16 protein-coding genes, 1 tRNA gene and 1 other RNA gene are annotated in these 19,194 nt (G+C 44.2%); 9 read left to right on the forward strand and 9 right to left on the reverse strand.

What is annotated here, in order from left to right; genetic code table 11:
* Together lolB and FTT75_RS01110 are read right to left on the reverse strand one after the other, a co-directional pair.
* Positions 1-579, reverse strand: a complete 579-nt coding sequence (gene lolB / locus FTT75_RS01105; RefSeq protein ID WP_005097737.1) for a lipoprotein insertase outer membrane protein LolB — start codon at positions 577-579, stop codon at positions 1-3.
* 7 nt (positions 580-586) lie between these two features.
* Positions 587-2,299 (reverse strand): tetratricopeptide repeat protein, encoded by a 1,713-nt coding sequence (locus FTT75_RS01110; RefSeq protein WP_005097736.1) that lies wholly within the window; start codon positions 2,297-2,299, stop codon positions 587-589.
* A 78-nt stretch (positions 2,300-2,377) separates the two neighbouring features.
* Between FTT75_RS01110 and hemA the strand changes: the two genes are divergently transcribed.
* Positions 2,378-3,661, forward strand: coding sequence for a glutamyl-tRNA reductase (gene hemA / locus FTT75_RS01115; protein WP_005097735.1), 1,284 nt, complete (start codon positions 2,378-2,380; stop codon positions 3,659-3,661).
* An 81-nt stretch (positions 3,662-3,742) separates the two neighbouring features.
* Here hemA and FTT75_RS01120 read toward each other — a convergent pair whose 3' ends face one another.
* On the reverse strand, positions 3,743-5,656 hold the full coding sequence (locus FTT75_RS01120; protein ID WP_180185804.1) for a DNA primase: 1,914 nt from the start codon (positions 5,654-5,656) through the stop codon (positions 3,743-3,745).
* 193 nt (positions 5,657-5,849) lie between these two features.
* A complete protein-coding gene (locus tag FTT75_RS01125) occupies positions 5,850-6,842 on the reverse strand; it encodes an outer membrane protein assembly factor BamD (RefSeq protein ID WP_005097733.1) in 993 nt (330 codons plus the stop codon).
* A 71-nt stretch (positions 6,843-6,913) separates the two neighbouring features.
* On the opposite strand from FTT75_RS01125, the gene rluD reads away from it, so the two are divergent.
* The 3 genes from rluD to FTT75_RS01140 are packed head-to-tail and all read left to right on the forward strand — an operon-like array spanning position 6,914 to position 9,345.
* The gene (rluD, locus tag FTT75_RS01130) at positions 6,914-7,966 is read left to right on the forward strand and encodes a 23S rRNA pseudouridine(1911/1915/1917) synthase RluD (protein ID WP_100534869.1); all 1,053 of its coding nucleotides are present in this window, start codon (positions 6,914-6,916) and stop codon (positions 7,964-7,966) included.
* A 37-nt stretch (positions 7,967-8,003) separates the two neighbouring features.
* Complete coding sequence (gene pgeF / locus FTT75_RS01135; RefSeq protein WP_180185805.1) at positions 8,004-8,744, forward strand: peptidoglycan editing factor PgeF; 741 nt, start codon at positions 8,004-8,006, stop codon at positions 8,742-8,744.
* A 40-nt stretch (positions 8,745-8,784) separates the two neighbouring features.
* Positions 8,785-9,345: a flavodoxin family protein gene (locus FTT75_RS01140; RefSeq protein WP_180185806.1), complete on the forward strand. Its 561-nt coding sequence runs from the start codon at positions 8,785-8,787 to the stop codon at positions 9,343-9,345.
* 56 nt (positions 9,346-9,401) lie between these two features.
* Here the strand turns inward: FTT75_RS01140 and smpB are convergent, their stop codons facing one another.
* Positions 9,402-9,881, reverse strand: a complete 480-nt coding sequence (gene smpB / locus FTT75_RS01145) for an SsrA-binding protein SmpB (RefSeq protein ID WP_004280586.1) — start codon at positions 9,879-9,881, stop codon at positions 9,402-9,404.
* 139 nt (positions 9,882-10,020) lie between these two features.
* Here smpB and coaD point away from each other — a divergent pair, with 139 nt between their 5' ends.
* The 5 genes from coaD (at position 10,021) to FTT75_RS01170 (ending at position 12,871) form a co-directional block, all read left to right on the forward strand.
* On the forward strand, positions 10,021-10,512 hold the full coding sequence (gene coaD, locus FTT75_RS01150) for a pantetheine-phosphate adenylyltransferase (RefSeq protein WP_004280585.1): 492 nt from the start codon (positions 10,021-10,023) through the stop codon (positions 10,510-10,512).
* A gap of 1 nt (position 10,513) precedes the next feature.
* Positions 10,514-10,777, forward strand: a complete 264-nt coding sequence (locus FTT75_RS01155; protein WP_005097729.1) for a YfhL family 4Fe-4S dicluster ferredoxin — start codon at positions 10,514-10,516, stop codon at positions 10,775-10,777.
* A gap of 26 nt (positions 10,778-10,803) precedes the next feature.
* Positions 10,804-11,181, forward strand: an RNA gene (rnpB, locus tag FTT75_RS01160) — RNase P RNA component class A.
* Positions 11,182-11,253: 72 nt separating this feature from the next.
* Positions 11,254-11,330: transfer RNA gene (locus FTT75_RS01165), tRNA-Met, on the forward strand.
* Positions 11,331-11,431: 101 nt separating this feature from the next.
* The gene (locus FTT75_RS01170) at positions 11,432-12,871 is read left to right on the forward strand and encodes a P-loop NTPase fold protein (RefSeq protein WP_180101138.1); all 1,440 of its coding nucleotides are present in this window, start codon (positions 11,432-11,434) and stop codon (positions 12,869-12,871) included.
* Positions 12,872-12,873: 2 nt separating this feature from the next.
* On the opposite strand, the gene FTT75_RS01175 is transcribed toward FTT75_RS01170, so the two are convergent.
* From FTT75_RS01175 to carA, 4 genes are all read right to left on the reverse strand, one after another.
* Positions 12,874-13,497, reverse strand: a complete 624-nt coding sequence (locus FTT75_RS01175) for a CatB-related O-acetyltransferase (protein WP_180185807.1) — start codon at positions 13,495-13,497, stop codon at positions 12,874-12,876.
* A gap of 575 nt (positions 13,498-14,072) precedes the next feature.
* Positions 14,073-14,549 (reverse strand): transcription elongation factor GreA, encoded by a 477-nt coding sequence (gene greA / locus FTT75_RS01180; protein WP_005097724.1) that lies wholly within the window; start codon positions 14,547-14,549, stop codon positions 14,073-14,075.
* Between the two features lie 92 nt (positions 14,550-14,641).
* The gene (gene carB, locus FTT75_RS01185) at positions 14,642-17,872 is read right to left on the reverse strand and encodes a carbamoyl-phosphate synthase large subunit (protein WP_005097722.1); all 3,231 of its coding nucleotides are present in this window, start codon (positions 17,870-17,872) and stop codon (positions 14,642-14,644) included.
* A 13-nt stretch (positions 17,873-17,885) separates the two neighbouring features.
* Entirely contained in the window at positions 17,886-19,025 is a 1,140-nt protein-coding gene (gene carA, locus FTT75_RS01190) for a glutamine-hydrolyzing carbamoyl-phosphate synthase small subunit (protein WP_180185808.1), read from the reverse strand.
* Positions 19,026-19,194 lie beyond the last annotated feature (169 nt).

Raw genomic sequence — 19,194 nt, forward strand, 5'->3', positions numbered from 1 at the left:
TTAACGGTTTTCAATGATCATTGTAATACGGTTTTCCGCGCCATTTTCAAGTGACTGCTTTAAAATCAAGCGGTTTGGCATTTTGGCCTGCGCATTGTAATTGAGATCGACCGTCCAGCCCTGTTCAATAATCTGGCTAATCCGCTGTGTATCATCTTTTTGCAATTTGGCAGTCGTTGTCGCAGGGCGGGCCTGTACCCAGTCCACTAAATAGCTGATCGGTGCTTGCCAGCCTGTGGCGCGTTGCAGTAATTCTTCGGCACTTGCCGCCTGAATCACACCTGTTTTAGCACTGTTTAATGTGACTTGGCCGGGCGTGCCGGAAATCTGGGTTTTGCCCACACCTAAAATACCACTCAGCTCAATATCAAATTCTTCTTGCTGTTGTACCCAGGTAAAGAATGCACTGCCGGTCTGTTGCGGTGTGCGCACACCAATTTTACCTTGCAGCTGGAATTGATTATCTGCCTGTACAGAAGGTGTCACTGGCGTTTGCGGATTGATCATCTGCTGACAGCCAGTTAAGAATAAAGCAGTTGCTGCAAAGGCACAGCAGCCCAATTGGCTTAAATTGCGCATAAAAGAATTAACTCGTTTGGTTTTGTGGTGCTAACAATAGCGAATTAAGTTGTTTTAATTCGGGGTCATTTGGATGGTTTTGTTGTAATTGTTGTAACACTTGATGGAAGTGTTGTATATCACCATTCATGTACAACGAACGCGCATAACGTACCCCAATCTTCACGCTTGGATTGAGTTGATATGCTTTGTATAAGACATCTGCAGCCGTGGCAAAGTCATTCTGTAAATAACAGATATAACCATAAGTATCCAGAATGGAAGCCTGTTCCGGTGCATATTCCAGTGCCTGTTCGACATAGCGGCGCGCTTCTTCCAGACGCCGGTTCTGCATTGCCAGGGTATAGGCATAGGCATTCAGATAGGTCGGACTATTCGGTTCAATCTTGAGTAAATTTGCCAGCAATTTATCCAGCTTGTTGCGATCCTGATGTGGATCTAGCAATAGCACTTGTGCATAAACCAGTTCCGGATCATCCGGCAGGTTTTTGCTGGCTTCTTCTAGCAGGCGGATCGCAGCTTTTTTATTCTGCATACGCGTTAAAATATCTGCCTGGGCCAGATATAAAAAGCTGGCATGTTGTGGATAATTCACCCGTTCCTGAGTCAAGAAACGCAGCGCATCATGCAGCTTATCCTGCTGGGCAAAAATCGAGATCATGTTACGACGCGAGACGGTGTACAGACTGCCATCGACCAGACGATAATAGGCTTTGGCGGTTTCATAATGCTGTTTGCGTTCAGCATTCACTGCCAGATAATAATAGGCTTCATTTTGATACTGCGCAGAATAACGCAGTTCGACCAGATGTTTTTCGGCCTTCTCGTATTCTTCCAGATCAATACTGGTCAGTCCGGCAATGAACAGGGCTTCTTCAGCCGTTGGCCATTTTTTTAGAATGTCTTGCAGTTTTTTTAGCGCCAAAGTCGCTTCGTTCAGCTTGACCAGATATTTGACTTCGGCCAGACGCACATCCAGATTATTGCGGTGTTTACGGCTGGATTTTTCATACCATTGCAGGGTTTCTTCTGGATCGCCAAGAGCATTCAGCAGATTGGCTTTCATCAGGATATAACCAGTCGCATTCGGACGTTTTTTTAGAGCACGGTTAATGGTATTTAAAGCCTGTTCCAGCTGACCATTTTGTGCTTCCAGACCGGCCACCAGCACCAGAATAGACGGATTGTCTCTGGCTTTGGTGGTGCTTAAAGCCTGAATCAGATAGCTGCGGTCTTCTGTGCCTTCAGGTGAAATCCCAGCGAGAATTTCTTCCAGATCGGCACTGTCATCAATTTGCAGGATTTTCTCTAAGGTCTCTGCCGCCAGCTCATACTCATGCGCTTTCAGGGCAATATGGGATAAATAAAATAAGGCGGGGACATCCTGCGGCTCCTGTACCACCCAGTGGGTCGAGATATCGAGGGCTGCCTGTAAATCATCATGTTCCAATGCAACATTCAGTGCACGCTGCTTGACCGTGGTGGAGTTGCTCTTGATTGCCAGAACTGTATAGTTGTGCAAAGCAGTCGGAATGTCATGTGCGGCAATGGCAAACTCGGCCATCATACTTTGTTTTATGGCATCATAATTTTGATTTGCATGGTAAACTGCTTCCGCTGCATAAAGATGAGCAGTTGAAGCCATGCTACCCACCAGTAGGAATGTGGTAGAATATTGCTTAATTGTAGGGCCGTTGATACGGCTGATTGTTTGACGCAATTTTTCTTGATCCAAGTAATGCTTTTTATGACACCGATATTGCACAATAGCATAAATTTATTGAAATGATGACCTGATATGTCTTTCTTTGCATTGGGTGTCAACCATCAAACTGCCTCTGTAGAACTGCGGGAACAAGTTGCGTTTAACCCTGAAAAGTTAAGTGCCATTCTTGCCGAGCAAAGCCAACACCCTGAATTAAACGACATGGTGGTGGTGTCTACATGTAACCGAACCGAAGTTTACGCGATGTCTGACAATGTCGACATGGTGCTGAACTGGCTCGCCCAAAAAAATGGGGTGGATGTCAAACAACTGCAAAATCATGTCTATCGTTATGAAAATGCCCAAGCCGTGACGCACTTGATGCGTGTCGCCAGTGGTCTGGATTCACTGATGCTGGGTGAACCGCAGATTCTGGGACAAGTCAAAAATGCACTTTCTCTTGCCAAAGACTCCCAGACGGTGTCACGCAGTTTAAACCGAATTTTTGAATATGCCTTTTATGCGGCCAAACGGGTTCGTTCCGAGACTGCTGTCGGCAGTCATGCGGTATCGATGGGCTATGCGGTTGCACAGTTGGCCCTACAGGTATTTAGTCATCCAGACAAGCTCACCATTATGGTGGTAGCAGCCGGGGAGATGAACAGTCTGGTCGCCAAGCATCTCGCAGAAATGGGTGTGGGCAAGATTATTATCTGTAACCGTACCCGAGAACGTGCAGACATTCTGGCGCAGGAAATTGCGCATCGGGTAGAAGTAGAAATTATTGACTTTGACCAGCTGGCAGACAATCTGCATCGCGCCGATGTGATTTCCAGTTGTACCGGCAGTCTGCATCAGGTGATTCATTTTGCAGATATCAAAGCGGCACTGAAAAAACGCCGTTATCAGCAAATGTTGTTAGTCGATCTGGCCGTGCCACGTGATATCGATCCTAAAGTTGAAAAACTTGATGGGGTATATCTGTATGGCGTCGATGATCTGCAAAGCGTGATTGAGGAAAATCTGGCGCATCGTCGTCAGGCTGCGGTTGAAGCCGAAGTTATGGTGAATCAGCTCGCAACAGAACTGATGACCCAGCAAAAGGTCAAGCAGGCCGGGGCCACCATTCATGCTTATCGTGACCATGGTGAAGAGTTGCGGCAGGAAGAACTGGCATTGGCGCTGCAACGTATTGCCAAGGGTGAAAAAGCAGAAATGGTTATGGCTGAGTTTTCGCACCGCCTGACACAGAAACTCTTACATCCGACTTCTATTGTGCTGCGTGAGGCGGCCAAGGCGGAAGATCCAAGCTGTTTTGAAATGATGCGCGATACCTTGCAAGAGGTAGTTGATACACGCCGCAAGACCAAACATTAGCGAGCTTTTTAACAATAGCTATTTTGAAGAACGGCGTTTAGAGATAAACGCCTTATTTTTATTTGAAGCGATTTAAAACTGTTAATCGTCCAATAAGGTCATGGAGCGTTTTTTATCAATTTCGTAAATCTGCATTTTCAGATTCTTCATTTCTGCAATGCTGCTAAATTTTTTCGATTTTATCTTGTTTTTCAGACATTGATATTGCAGCTTGGTCGAGAAGTCTGCCGCCAGTTTGTCGGCCTGTTCAGGCGAAGAGGTATAATCGCTCACATTGGCATGTTGTAGAATATGCTGTAATTCATGATGATGTACTGCACAGGCACCTAAAACATAATAGATCGAGAGTTCAGGATCATCCGGCAGGTCATCAAAAATCACATTCAGAATATTTAGGATTTTAAACAGCAGCTGATCTTCAGATACCAGCGCACGCAGTGGTTCAAAATGAATATACAAATAGGGATGATTCATCAAAATTGCAATCACATATTCTTCAGCATCAATTTTGGTGCTAAAACTTAAGGATGCATCGGTATTAACCTTGGGTTGCCATTTACGGTTAAAGCCCAGTTTTTCGCGGAAAAATTGCTGCAGCAAATAGCGGAATGAGCCATGTTTAGGCAATAATTCGGTCAGGTTTTTCAGTTCACCCATGACCTGACTTTTACCTTCAGGGGTGGTGATGTCCTGATTTTGAGTCAGATGGGCAAACACGAAGTCCGACATCAGCGGCGCCTGATCCAGCAAGCGTCTAAAGTTTTCGATGCCTTCACGGCGGATCAAGGAGTCCGGGTCATGGTCAGCAGGCAAAACAAAGAATTTCAGCTCACGGCCATCACTGAGTAATGGCAGGGCAATGTCCAGCGTTCGGCGTGCGGCTTTTTGACCGGCAGCATCGCCATCAAAGGCAATGGTAATCCGGTTGTTCTGCTTAAACAGAATGTTCAGATGGTCGGTATTACTGGCAGTTCCCAGTGTCGCGACTGCGCCATGAATGCCGTATTGCTGCAATGCAATCACATCCATATAGCCTTCGACCATCAGCCATTCCTGGGCTTTCTGCTTTCTGCCTTCATACAGCCCATAAAGCAACTGGTTCTTATGGAAAACTTCAGAGTCTGGCGAATTGATATATTTGGGCTTGATCTCGTCATTGAGCGCACGGCCACCAAAGCCGACCACACGACCCTTGGTATCACGGATCGGGAAAATTACTCGCTCTCGCAGCAGGTCGAAATCACGGCCACTGTCGCTGGTACGAATCAGCCCCAGTAGTTTCAGGCCTTCAATATCCTGAGGAAAGGCTTTTTCCAGATGTTGCCAGTCTTCAGGTGCATAACCTAAGCGCCAATAGGCAATGGTTTCTGCAGTCAGGCCACGTTGCTTGAAATATTGCTGTGCACTGGAACTGTTGGGTAACTGGCGTTCATAGAACTGCGCAATATTTTCCAGCAGGTCGTATAAGTTGCCGTCTTGCTGAACTTTGGCCATCGGCATGTGTTCAAAAGCAGCAAAAGGGTCGCCGTAGAAATCCTGTTCGGAGGCCTGAAACTCTGCAAATGGATCAAAAGAAGCATCCGACACAGAATGTTCTTGTGCTGGGCGTTGCGGAGCTTGCGTATTCTCAACTTTGGTCGCAGCGACTATTTTCGGTTTGGCTGATTCCCGTTTGTATTTTAATTTATTGGAATCAGTATTGTCTTTTGGCAGTTCAATGCCGGTCTGACTGGACAGGTCTTTCATCACTTCGACGAAATTACGGCTACCAATGTCCATTAAAAAACGGATGGCGTTGCCATTGGCCTGACAGCCAAAACAGTGAAAATATTGTTTGTCACGATAGACGTGAAAAGAGGGTGATTTTTCCTGATGGAAAGGACAGCAGCCCGAATAGGTACGGCCAGTTTTTTTCAGTTTCACGAATTGACCAATCACATCGACAATATCGGTGCGATCGAGAATCTGATCAATCGTATGTTGAGGAATTGCCATAATCTGCTGAGCTTCTCGTGCTGCGTATCTAAGGTTTAAGTGATTGAATCAATAGGATTCAACTGATTCAGGTCAATTCTTTCTAACTTCCTTTGTATACCTTTTGCACGATTTGTTCAAGCCTGGCCGGGACAAAGCAAAAGGGCAAGTATGATACCTTGCCCTTAAAGAAAATGCACCTGCGACAGTCGGCTTATTCGGCAGTCGGTTCAGGTTGCTCTGCTTCGGTATTTTTAGGACGATCAAGCAAACCAAAAGATACACGATTGGTCAGGCTGCGCTTTTCAGTTTCTGGCGCATCCGACTCTGCATTGTTGTCAGTCACCGTCTTGGCTTCTTTACCAAAAATACCCAGTGTGGCACGGTTAAAGAAACTGCTTTCGCTACGTGCTGCACGCAAGTTGACCGTACCATCAGATTTCACCAGATTTGGATAATTCAGCTTTAACACATCAACATATTGCTGAGAGGTTGCTTTATCACCCAGTTGATCATAGCCATAGGCAATCGTTGCCAGTGCTTCTGGAATCTGAGGGGTTTGTGGATAATGTTCCACCACCCATTGTGCACGTTCAACCGCAGCCAGATAGGCTTTACGTTTTAAATTAAAGCGTGCCGCATTCATTTCATGCTCAGCCAGTTCCTGACCGATAAATTTCATGCGCTGCGCTGCATCGACCGCATAGGTGCTAGACGGATAGCGGCGAATGAAATCGACAAAATTCTGATAAGCCACTTTCAGATAGCTGACATCACGATGCGACTGTTTCAGCGAGGTATAACGCAGCAGACCATTATAGTTCTGCTCCATATTGGATACGCCGCGTACATAGTAAGCATAGTCGACATTTGGATGTTGTGGATTCAGACGGATAAAACGCTCTGCCAGTGCCACTGCACCTTCATAATCTTTTTGCTGAAATTTTACATATAACAGTTCAAGTTGCGCTTGCGGAGCATACTGACTGGTCGGGAAATAGGTTTCCAGTGCTTCTAGCTGTTTTGCGGCATCGGTATATTGATTACGATCTAGCGCTTTCTGTGCTTTTTGAATATAAACTTGCTCGCTAGATTCAGGACCTTTATCCACGACTTCTTTTTTGGGATTACTGCTACAGCCTACCATTGCCGATGCAATGCCAATCGTGAGGGCAAGCATTGTCATTTTATAATGTGGTAGCGACATAAAAATTCCTCTGTTAATACGGGCAATGAGCTACAATTGCACTATTAAACCACTTTTGTCTGAATGAGCAAATGAGTCAAGCACAATCTTCCAATTCTAATATCCCTGATACTGATTTCAATTTACTTGAAGATTCTGAGGATGCAGATAACCATACTTCAGAAGCAACTGCAACACGTTTATCGTTGCAATTTCAACTGGATGAAACTTATATCGGGCAACGGATCGACCAGATTGCCGCGATGGTCTGGAGCGATTTTTCCCGAGAAAAATTAAAGCAATGGATCAAAGATGGCAATTTATTGGTGAATGGTCAGCCGGTCAAGCCGAAATTTAAAAGTGATGGTTTTGAAATCCTGACCTTAAATGTCGAGCTTGAAGCGCAAACGCGCAGCCTGCCGGAAGATATTCCACTGGACATCATCTATGAAGATGATGACATTATCGTCATTAACAAAGCTGTCGGCATGGTTGTGCATCCGGGCGCAGGCAATACATCGGGTACTTTGGTGAATGCTTTGTTACATCATTATCCAAAATCGGCTGAACTGGCACGTGCCGGTCTGGTACACCGTATTGATAAAGACACCAGTGGTCTGTTGGTCGTCGCGAAAAATCTGGAATCACAGTTCTCTCTTAGCAAACAGCTTGAGAAAAAATCAGTGTATCGTCTGTATGATCTGGTGGTATATGGCAATATTATTGCTGGCGGTACCATTGATGAACCGATCAAACGCCATCCGGTGGATCGCGTGAAAATGACTGTGCTTCCGGGCGGTAAAGATGCAGTAACGCATTATAACGTCAAAGAGCGCTTCCAGCATTTCACCCGTGTTCAAGCCCGTCTTGAAACCGGACGTACCCACCAGATTCGTGTGCATTTTAGCTATATCGGCTTTGGCCTGATTGGTGATCAGGTGTATATGCCGCGTGTACGTATGCCGGCAGGTGCATCACAATTATTAGATGATACTTTACGTGGCTTTAAACGTCAGGCCTTGCATGCAGCAAAACTCGGTCTGACCCATCCGCGTAGCAAAGAAGAAATGACCTTTGAAGCGCCGTGGCCGGAAGATTTTGCCAATCTGATTGAAGTGCTGCGCACCGAAAACAAAGCCTATTAATTTTTTTATTTAGCTCGCGTCAAAGCAAGGAATCGAGATGCAATTTGTACCAGGACTTCCACAAGGTGTGTATGTGGGTCAGACCCGCGTTCATCATGCGAAAGTACAGCCATCCACGCAGCCTGAGCTTGCAGGTTTTAATCTGGCCTTGCATGTGAAGGATGATGCGCAGCGGGTACAACAGCATCGTATGGCTTTACTGCAAGATTTCGCTGCCTTTGGCGTAGATAAAATTACCTGGATGACCCAGACGCATAGCACCATCTGTCATAGCATTAATGAACAGATACCCTTTGAGGCATTGGTCGGCGATGGTCTGGTGACGCAGCGCAAAGCGCATGCTTTGATGATGATGACCGCAGACTGTTTGCCGGTGGTGTTAGGTAATGCCGATGGTACGGAAGTTACCAATTTGCATGCTGGTTGGCGTGGTCTGGCCGGTGGTATTGTCGAAAATACCATTGCCGCCATGCAGACTCCGCCGACCTGGGCCTGGCTTGGTGCGGCGATCAGTCAGCCCTGTTTTGAAATTGGTACAGAGGTAAAAGTGGCTTTTTGCAGTAAATATCCTGAACTGGACAGTGCATTTCAGGGTGGTGAACAGCTAGGTAAATATTATGCCGACCTGTATGCGATTGCGCGCTATATCTTGCAGCAACATGGGATACATACCGTATTGGGCGGGGATCAATGTTCTTATCGTCAAGCAGATGAATATTTTTCTTATCGCCGTGAGCCTAAAACGGGTCGTATGGCGACATTCGTGTTTATGGCATGAAAATGTTAAACTTAACTGAATTTTTTGGCTTTTGAGCATTATGTCCCTATCTTCCAAATCTGTTGCGATTGTTTATCACAGTCCTTATGGACACACGGCTAAAGTGGCAAATTTTATTGCCGATGGTGCACGGGAAACCGGTGTTCAGGTGCATATGATGAATGTCGAACATATTGATTGGGATGTGCTAGATGCCGCAGATGCGATTGTCTTTGGTTGTCCGACTTATATGGGAAGCCTGACCTCTGCCATGAAGCTGTTTATGGAGCAGTCTTCCAAGCGCTGGCTGGCGCGTAGCTGGCAGGGCAAGCTGGCAGCAGCTTTTACCAATGGTGGCGGGCTTAGTGGTGACAAACTGGCAGTGTTGCAGCAAATCAACCTGTTTGCGATGCAGCATGGTATGTTGTGGAGCGGTTTGCCCTTGATGCCGACAGGTCGTGCCGTGACTGATCTGAATCGTATGTCGAGCTTTTTGGGGCTGATGACCCAGTCGGACAATGCACCGGTAGAAGTCACCCCACCTGAAGGGGATTTAAAAACTGCTTTTTGGTTTGGTGAATATATTGCTTTGACACTGGCGCGCTTAAATCATCCAGCTTAGTCAGTGATATAAAAACCTCCACATGCTGGAGGTTTTTATATTCAAGTATTGATCCATTATTTATGGAAAATTCGCGCTTTATCACGTTGCCAGTCACGGTCTTTTTCAGTGGCACGTTTGTCATGGAGCTGCTTACCTTTGACCAGTGCAATTTCCAGCTTGGCATGCGGGCCTTTCCAGTAACAGGCCAGTGGCACGCAGGAATAACCTTTCTGGTTAATCGCGCCCATCAGCTTTTCAATTTCACGGCGATTCAACAACAGTTTTCGGGTACGGGTCGCTTCAGGCACCACGTGTGTTGAAGCACTCAGCAAAGGCTGAACTTGCGCACCAAACAGGAAAGCTTCACCATTTTTAAAGGTAATATAGCTTTCGACAATGGTCATACGACCGGCACGCATTGATTTGACTTCCCAGCCCTTTAATGACAGCCCCGCTTCAAATTTCTCTTCAATAAAATAATCGTGGCGGGCACGTTTATTCAGTGCAATGGTACCGCCATTATTTTTTTTTACTACAATAGATGCTTTCGCCATAATCTGATACTTCCAAACGTGCTGCTATTGTACCGCAACTAGAAATAAGGTGAAGTTTTTTAAATTAATGAGGATTATTCACCAAAAAAACAAGTTTTTGCTAAAATAAGATTCTACATAACAAACAGAGTACAAATGGATGTCTAAAACTCGTGTGATTTATCCGGGGACTTTTGATCCAATTACCAATGGACATATTGATTTGGTAACCCGCGCAGCGCGAATGTTTGATGAGGTCGTTGTGGCGATTGCCATCGGTCATCATAAAAATCCGGTATTTAGTCTGGAAGAGCGTGTTGCCCTGGCAAAAGAGTCATTGAGTCATTTGGACAATGTTGAATTTGTAGGTTTTGATGGTTTGCTGGTCAATTTCTTTCGTGAACAAAAAGCGACGGCTGTACTGCGTGGTTTGCGTGCAGTGTCCGATTTCGAGTATGAATTTCAGCTGGCCAATATGAACCGTCAGCTTGACTCCCACTTTGAAGCGGTATTTTTAACTCCTTCAGAGCAATATTCTTTTATTTCATCCACTTTGGTGCGTGAAATTGCTCGATTAAGAGGTGATGTGACCAAGTTTGTACCACCAAACGTGGTTGCTGCCTTCGAGCGTAAACTTCAACAAGGTTGGTAGCGTGTCTTTATATATCACCGATGAATGTATTAATTGTGATGTCTGTGAACCTGTATGCCCGAATGAGGCCATTTATATGGGTGAACTCATTTATGAGATTCATCCAGATTTATGTACAGAGTGCGTCGGACATCATGATCAACCGCAATGTCAGCTGTTCTGTCCGGTGGATTGTATTCCACTGGATCCGAACCATGCGGAAACGCAGGAACAGCTGCAAGCCAAGTATGAAAAACTGACTGCTCAAAAAACATCAAGCAATTAGTCTCGATATTTGGTACTATACCGCTCGAAGTGAGCCAGACGATCGCTGCTGTGGAGATCTCAGTGATTGAAGCAGGGGAGGAAAGTCCGGGCTTCATAGGGCAAGGTGCCAGGTAACGCCTGGGCGGTGTAAACCGACGGCAAGTGCAGCAGAGAGAAGACCGCCTTCATTATGTTTTCGAGCAATCGGAATCGGAGGTAAGGGTGAAAGGGTGCGGTAAGAGCGCACCGCATGGCTGGTAACAGTTCATGGCGAGGTAAACCCCACCGGAAGCAAGACCAAATAGGAATCCATTAGGCATGGCCCATGCTGGATTCGGGTAGGTCGCTTGAGCGCATGAGTGATTGTGCGCCTAGAGGAATGATCGTTCACGACAGAACCCGGCTTATCGGCTCACTTCAACAAATTTTGATCAAACAGTGCATTATGGGGTTGACGCTCTTTAAAGAAAATCTCATAATGCGCGCACAGTTTAAGGCTATGTAGCTCAGTTGGTTAGAGCACCGCACTCATAATGCGGGGGTCACAAGTTCAAGTCTCGTCATAGCCACCATATTCTGAAAAAACCCACTCCGATTGAGTGGGTTTTTTTATGTCTATAAAAATTAAAATGATATGATGTTATTCAAAATAAGCAACTGTATTTTAAAAATAATGACTAACAATCAAGTCGGTATAAAACGAGATGATTTTGAAAATATCCAAAGTGCGTGGGAAGGTGATCTGTGGGATAGAAAACGTTTAGGTTTGCAATTAGAACGTTATGTAGATCGTTTGCAATGTGGCGCAGTATTAGCGTTAGATGCGCGTTGGGGTGAGGGGAAAACATGGTTTGTTCGTCACTGGGCAAAGCATTTATCTGATACAAATCACAATGTCATTTATTTGGATGCCTTTGCGAATGATTATTTAGATGATCCCTTCTTAACGATTGCAGCACAGATTAGCCAAGCTTTTAAAGATTCTGATGAAATTGGTATTGAAGAGATTAATGATTTTAATTCAAAGACTGCCTCGGTTTTAATTTCTCTAGCAGCTGTAATACCAATGATTGTAGCTAAAGCTGGAATGCACTGGATAGGTTTAGGTGGGGCAGGCGAGACCATAAAAGCAGTTTATGAGGAGGCAAAGGATGTTTTTGATGTTGCTAGTGATGAGATAGCATCTAAGGTAAAGGAACAAATCGAAAAGAAAATAGAAAATCATCATATTGAAAAACAAACAATTCAAGATTTTAAAAAAGAGCTTGCTCAACTTGCATCACAGCTAGAAAAACCTTTAGTTTTTATTGTTGATGAATTAGATCGCTGTCGCCCCGATTTTGCAATTCGTCTAATTGAAAGAATTAAGCACTTTTTTGATATTCCAAAAATTGTTTTTGTTTTAGTAATGAATAAGCCACAATTATTACAATCTATCAAAAGTGTGTATGGTTATGAAGTGGAGATGAATGGTGATTATTTAGAAAAATTTATTGATTTTACAGTACATCTTTCTTCAGAAAATTGTAAAAAAAATTATGAAAATATTATCAAAGAACAACTCTTTCGAATAGGAGAGTTAGCTAATAAAGATGAAATAAACGAGTTCTATTTTTGGGTTTTAGCTTTGCAATTAGAGAAAAAATTAAATCCGCGAGAGTTAGTTAAAAAGCTAAATCAATATGCTTTATTAAGGACAAATGACACTAACAAGAATTTAATTCTTATTAGCCTAATAATGACACCGTTATCAGTACAACATGATTATATTAGGTATTTTGAAATAATTATTAAAATCTTATCTAATAATCTGTATTTAAATAAGAGGGATTTTATGAAAAAACATAACCTTAATTTAAGTTTTGATACTAAGTTTGATGCAATTACTGATACTACATGGGTGCGAGATATATTGAAATGGGATTATAAAATTGAAGATTTTTTTATGAGTAGCTTTATTCATGAGCATCATAATATTGAGCGAATTAGAGATGATGCTAGTTGGAAAGAAAGCAAGTACATAGAGTATTTGTCTGCATTTTCAATAAGCCCTTTGAGTAAAACTAGTGATTTTATTGAATCTTGGATGAATTATATAAAAACTGGACTGTAATTTTATGAATTAGATATAAAATTTACTAAGCTAACCACATCATCCGTCTGCAACTGCTCACGCATTTTTAAAAACTGCTTTTCATCTAAGTCATAGAGCTTAAGAGAAAGCAGTTTTTCTATATCTGCTTTAGGAAAACGATATTTAATAATTTTGGCAGGCACGCCACCGACCACTGCGTATGATGGAACGTCTTTGGTGACCACGGCACCTGTTGCCACCACAGCACCTTCGCCAAGCGTTACACCTTGCATAATCATGGCACGTGAGCCAATCCAGCAACCATCGCCAATGAATGTATCGCCAGCAGGCACAAAACTGCGTGTATCGAAGGGAAAGGCTGAAATCCAGTCGGTACGGTGTAATTGATTACCACCCATCATAATCACGCATTCTGCGCCAAAACAGACAAAATTGCCGATATAGAGCTGATCAATGGGTTTATCTGGGGTAGAGGGCTTGTCATGTAGATAACGCACCACGCAACGCTCAAAACCCTGATCCCAATAAGCAGAATAGTAAGAATAGTTTCCCTTAATATGAATATTTGGATTCTTCACCGTTTTTGAGATGAATTCGAACTCACACCAGTGTTTGACAGGGGAATTAATTAACTTTTCAGACATGCGTATATGGCGTTTAGAAGGTGGGGGGATTATATCAAACAAAAGTCCCCCTTTGAAAAAGTGGGATTTTGGGGGGATTCTTAAATAAGGCCTCTCCTTTGTCGAGTAGTGTTCTTCCTTTCCTAAAAGGAAAGGCAATTTTATTGTGAATTTTGATTTGTAATGATGGCTTTGTGTCCCTATGGAATAACATCCTCAGAATATATGCTGAGTGTACAAGGGGGTGAAGAATATAATTTAAATTATGAAAAATTTTATCTGAACAAATTCCAAAAGATACTAAAAATACGAGCAATACAATTGGGAAAATGAAAGCCCAGAATTGCGCAGCTGAGTATCGCGGTTGAAATAATCAGGACAGAACTGGTATGCATGTCGATGAAGTATGACCAGTTGATCGCGATGGCAACACCAAGGATCAAACCGCCAAGTGCATAGTAAAAAGCGTGTATGAAGCGATCATCCATTTTTTGTTATCTATTTTATTATTTGCTCATAAATTAAAGCTAAATCAATAGTTTTGCAATAAAAAACCCCTCAATTGAGGGGCTTTAATTGTTGTAAATATCTAAAGCTTAGATATATTCAACTTTCACAATTTCGTATTCAACTTCACCATTTGGTGTCGTAATTTTCACATCATCGCCTTCGTTTTTACCTAAAAGACCACGTGCAATTGGTGAGTTCACAGAGATCTTGTTGATCTTAAAGTCTGCTTCGTCATCGCCTACAATCTTGTAAGTTTTTTGCTCTTCAGTATCCAGGTTTTCAATTGTCACTGTCACACCAAAAACCACACGACCTGATTGCTCAAGTTCTTTCACATCAATGACCTGGCAAGCGCCCAGTTTCCCTTCGATGTCCTGAATACGGCCTTCACAGAAGCCTTGCTGTTCACGCGCTGCGTGATATTCTGCATTTTCTTTTAAGTCGCCGTGTTCACGTGCTTCCGCAATCGAAGCCGTGATACGAGGACGGTCAACGGTTTTCAGTTGATGTAATTCTTTCTCTAAGGCAATTTTGCCTTCAGGAGTCATAGGATAACGTTGCATGTTGTCCCTCAAAAGTCAGTTGAAAGATATAAAATCTATAAATAAAAAAAAGCCCGCCACCAAGAAGGTAGCGGGACTTCTTGGAAACTTAATTAACCTTTAGTTAGGTCTTGCAAGCGATATACATCCATTGGCAATTTGATTGCTAAAGCTTGGCATACAGCATCAGCACCGTTCAAGGTGGTCGTGTAATACACTTTACCTTGTAGCGCAGAGCGACGGATCGAGAACGAATCCTGCTGAGCCTGTTTACCTTCAGATGTATTGATAATGAGGTGAATTTCGCCATTTTTCAAGCGGTCCACGATATTAGGACGGCCTTCGGTTACTTTATTCACACGTTCACATGCAATACCCGCTTCAGTAATCACGCTGTATGTGCCACCCGTTGCAAGCAACTTGAAGCCATAGTCTACCAGTTGCTGAGCGATACGCGCGACATGCGGCTTATCTGAATCACGAACAGACAGGAACGCATGTTTTACTTCGCCTTCAGTTGGTTTACCTGGTAAGCGATCGTTCGAGCCTAATACAGCTTTATAGAACGCTTCACCAAATGATTTACCAACACCCATGACTTCGCCAGTCGATTTCATCTCAGGGCCAAGGATTGGGTCAACACCCGGGAATTTGTTGAATGGGAACACCGCTTCTTTTACAGAGAAGTGCTGAGGAATAATCTCTTTAGTGAATCCTTGAGATTCTAGAGATTGACCTGCCATACAACGTGCAGCAACTTTTGCTAAAGACTCACCGATACATTTAGAAACGAACGGTACAGTACGTGATGCACGTGGGTTCACTTCCAGAATGTAAACGTCAGTGCCTTTTACTGCAAACTGAACGTTCATCAAACCGATTACACCCAGTTCTTTTGCCATTGCAACAGTTTGACGGCGCATTTCGTCCTGTACTTCTTGAGAAAGCGAGTAAGGAGGAATCGAACATGCTGAGTCACCAGAGTGGATACCCGCTTGTTCGATGTGCTGCATGATACCGCCAATCACAACGTCTTTGCCGTCAGATACACAGTCCACGTCAACTTCGATCGCGTCATCAAGGAAGCGGTCAAGAAGAACCGGTGCTTCGTTTGATGCTTGAACTGCATCACGTAAGTAGCGTTTCAATTCGTCATCGTTATAGACGATTTCCATGGCACGACCGCCAAGAACGTATGATGGACGTACAACGAGTGGATAGCCAACTTTCGCTGCTTCAGCCATACCTTCTTCAGCAGATTTTACAATGCTGTTGTTCGGTTGACGAAGTTGCAGACGCTGAATCATTTGCTGGAAGCGTTCACGGTCTTCTGCACGGTCAATCGCGTCTGGAGATGTACCGATAATTGGCGCACCGGCTTCTTCCAAAGCACGAGCCAATTTCAAAGGTGTTTGACCACCGTACTGCACGATAATGCCTTTAGGCTTCTCGATACGTACGATTTCAAGCACATCTTCCAATGTGATTGGTTCGAAGTACAAACGGTCTGATGTGTCGTAATCTGTAGAAACCGTTTCAGGGTTACAGTTGACCATGATGGTTTCATAACCATCTTCACGCATTGCAAGCGCTGCGTGTACACAGCAGTAATCGAACTCGATGCCTTGACCAATACGGTTAGGCCCGCCACCAATCACCATGATCTTGTCACGCGTTGATGGATTTGCTTCACATTCTTCATCGTAAGTTGAGTACATGTATGCTGTATCAGACTCAAATTCTGCAGCACATGTATCGACACGTTTGTAAACAGGGGTTACGCCCAGGTTCCAACGGTGTTTACGGAATTGTTTTTGTGAAATGCCCATCAAGTCTGCAATACGAAGATCCGATAAACCTTTACGTTTGAAGCTGCGGATGTTGTCCGCGTTCAAATCACCAAAACCTAAAGATTTAATCTGTTCTTCAGTTTTAATGATGTCTTCGATTTGAATCAGGAACCAAGGGTCGATATTGGTTGCAGCAAATACTTCATCAAGTGTAAAGCCGTGACGGAATGCATCACCAATGAACCAGATGCGCTCAGGACCTGGCACTTTAAGTTCTTGAAGAATTTTATCTTTCGCACCTTCAGCACCGATTTCGATTTTTTCATCGAAGCCAGAAGCACCAACTTCAAGACCACGAAGCGCTTTTTGCATAGACTCCTGGAAGTTACGGCCAATGGCCATCACTTCACCGACAGATTTCATCTGAGTCGTCAAAGTTGCATCTGCTTGCGGGAATTTCTCGAAGTTGAAGCGAGGAATTTTCGTTACAACGTAGTCAATCGCAGGTTCGAATGAAGCAGGAGTTGTACCGCCCGTAATGTCATTTTTCAACTCATCAAGGGTATAGCCTACAGCCAGTTTCGCCGCGATTTTCGCAATCGGGAAACCCGTTGCTTTAGATGCAAGGGCAGAAGAACGAGAAACCCGTGGGTTCATCTCGATCACAACGATACGACCGTCTTTCGGGTTGATACCGAACTGAACGTTTGAACCGCCTGTTTCTACGCCAATTTCACGAAGTACAGCTAAAGATGCATTACGAAGTAACTGGAATTCTTTATCTGTCAGCGTTTGTGCAGGTGCGACAGTGATGGAGTCACCGGTGTGCACGCCCATTGGATCAAAGTTTTCAATGGTACATACGATGATACAGTTGTCATTTTTGTCACGAACAACTTCCATCTCGTATTCTTTCCAGCCAATTAAAGATTCATCAATCAATAACTGTTTGGTCGGAGAAAGATCGAAACCGCGTTCACAGATTTCAATGAACTCTTCACGGTTATATGCAATACCACCACCTGAGCCACCCATCGTGAATGATGGACGGATAATCACGGGGAAGCCGAAGCGTGCTTGAATAGTTAAAGCTTCTTCCATTGACTCGGCAATATCTGCTTTTGGACATTCAAGACCAATTTTACGCATTGCCTGGTCGAAGAGTTTGCGGTCTTCAGCTTTTTCAATCGCTTCTTTGGTCGCGCCGATCAATTCAACATTATATTTTTCTAGAATGCCGTGCTCATCAAGGGCAAGGGCACAGTTCAATGCAGTTTGACCGCCCATGGTGGGAAGAACTGCGTCTGGGCGTTCTTTCTCAATAATTTGTGCAACAGTTTGCCAGGTAATCGGTTCGATATACGTTGCGTCTGCCATTGCAGGGTCGGTCATGATGGTCGCCGGATTCGAGTTGACCAAAATAACGCGGTAGCCCTCTTCACGAAGGGCTTTACATGCTTGAGCACCTGAGTAGTCAAACTCACATGCCTGACCGATGACAATCGGACCCGCACCAATAATTAAGATGCTTTTAATGTCAGTACGTTTAGCCATGATGCTTCCTTAATTACTTCTTAGATGCTTCGATAAGTTCGATGAAATGATCGAACAATGGTGCGCAGTCATGTGGACCAGGGCTTGCTTCAGGGTGACCCTGGAAGCTGAACGCAGGCTTGTCTGTGCGATGAATACCTTGGTTAGTACCATCAAACAGTGAGCGATGCGTTACACGCAATACATCCGGCAGGTTGCTTTCATCAACTGCGAAGCCGTGGTTTTGAGAAGTAATCATCACTGTACCATTTTCAAGGTTTTGCACAGGATGGTTGGCACCGTGGTGACCGTGAGGCATTTTTAGTGTTTTGGCGCCACTTGCAAGTGCAAGGATCTGGTGACCCAGACAGATACCAAATACTGGAATTTCAGTGGTTTCTACAATTGTTTTTACAGCTTCAATTGCGTAGTCACATGCAGCTGGATCGCCAGGGCCGTTCGAGAGGAACACGCCATCTGGATTCAGAGCAAGTACGTCAGCAGCAGGAGTTTGCGCAGGCACCACAGTCAGTTTACAACCGCGGTCTGCGAGCATACGTAAGATGTTGGTTTTGACACCGTAATCGTATGCAACAACATGGAATTTAAGTTCAGGTTGAGAGAAACCTTTGTCTAATGCCCAAGAGCCTTCAGTCCACTCAAAGCCCTCAGGATCGCAACATTCTTTTGCCAGGTCTAAACCGTTTAAACCGCTAAAGGCACGTGCTTTTTCAAGCGCTTCTGCTTCAGTGATATTTTCGCCAGCAAGGATACAGCCATTTTGCGCACCTTTGTCACGTAGGATACGTGTCAATTTACGCGTGTCGATATCCGCAATTGCCACAACATTGTGTTGTACCAAATATTCAGCTAATGATTGGGTTGAACGGAAGTTACTGTGCAATAAAGGCAGGTCACGAATGATCAATCCGTTGGCCCAAACTTTATGAATACGACCTGATTCAGCGTCTTCTTCATTGCAGCCTGTGTTACCGATATGCGGGTAAGTCAGTGTCACAAGTTGCTGTGCATAACTCGGGTCAGTCAAAATTTCTTGATAGCCAGTCATGGCAGTGTTGAAAACGACTTCACCAGTCGTACTACCCGATGCGCCAATCGAAGTACCTTTAAAGATAGTTCCGTCGGCAAGGGCTAAAATTGCTGGGGTGCTCAAACCAAAGCTCCTGAAATTTAGGCTGTAAAAAAGCGAGAAGACGAAAAAAAAGGAAGGCTAATTTTTAAACCTACCCTCCTATGTCTGCTCGCTTGAACTTAACACGGCATTATACGCAGAATGATGCTTGAAGTCCAATGGCTTTGCAGCGAAAGTATAAGATAAATGC

It is taken from the genome of Acinetobacter sp. YH01008, from assembly GCF_013420435.1.
Classification (GTDB): Bacteria; Pseudomonadota; Gammaproteobacteria; order Pseudomonadales; family Moraxellaceae; genus Acinetobacter; species Acinetobacter pseudolwoffii.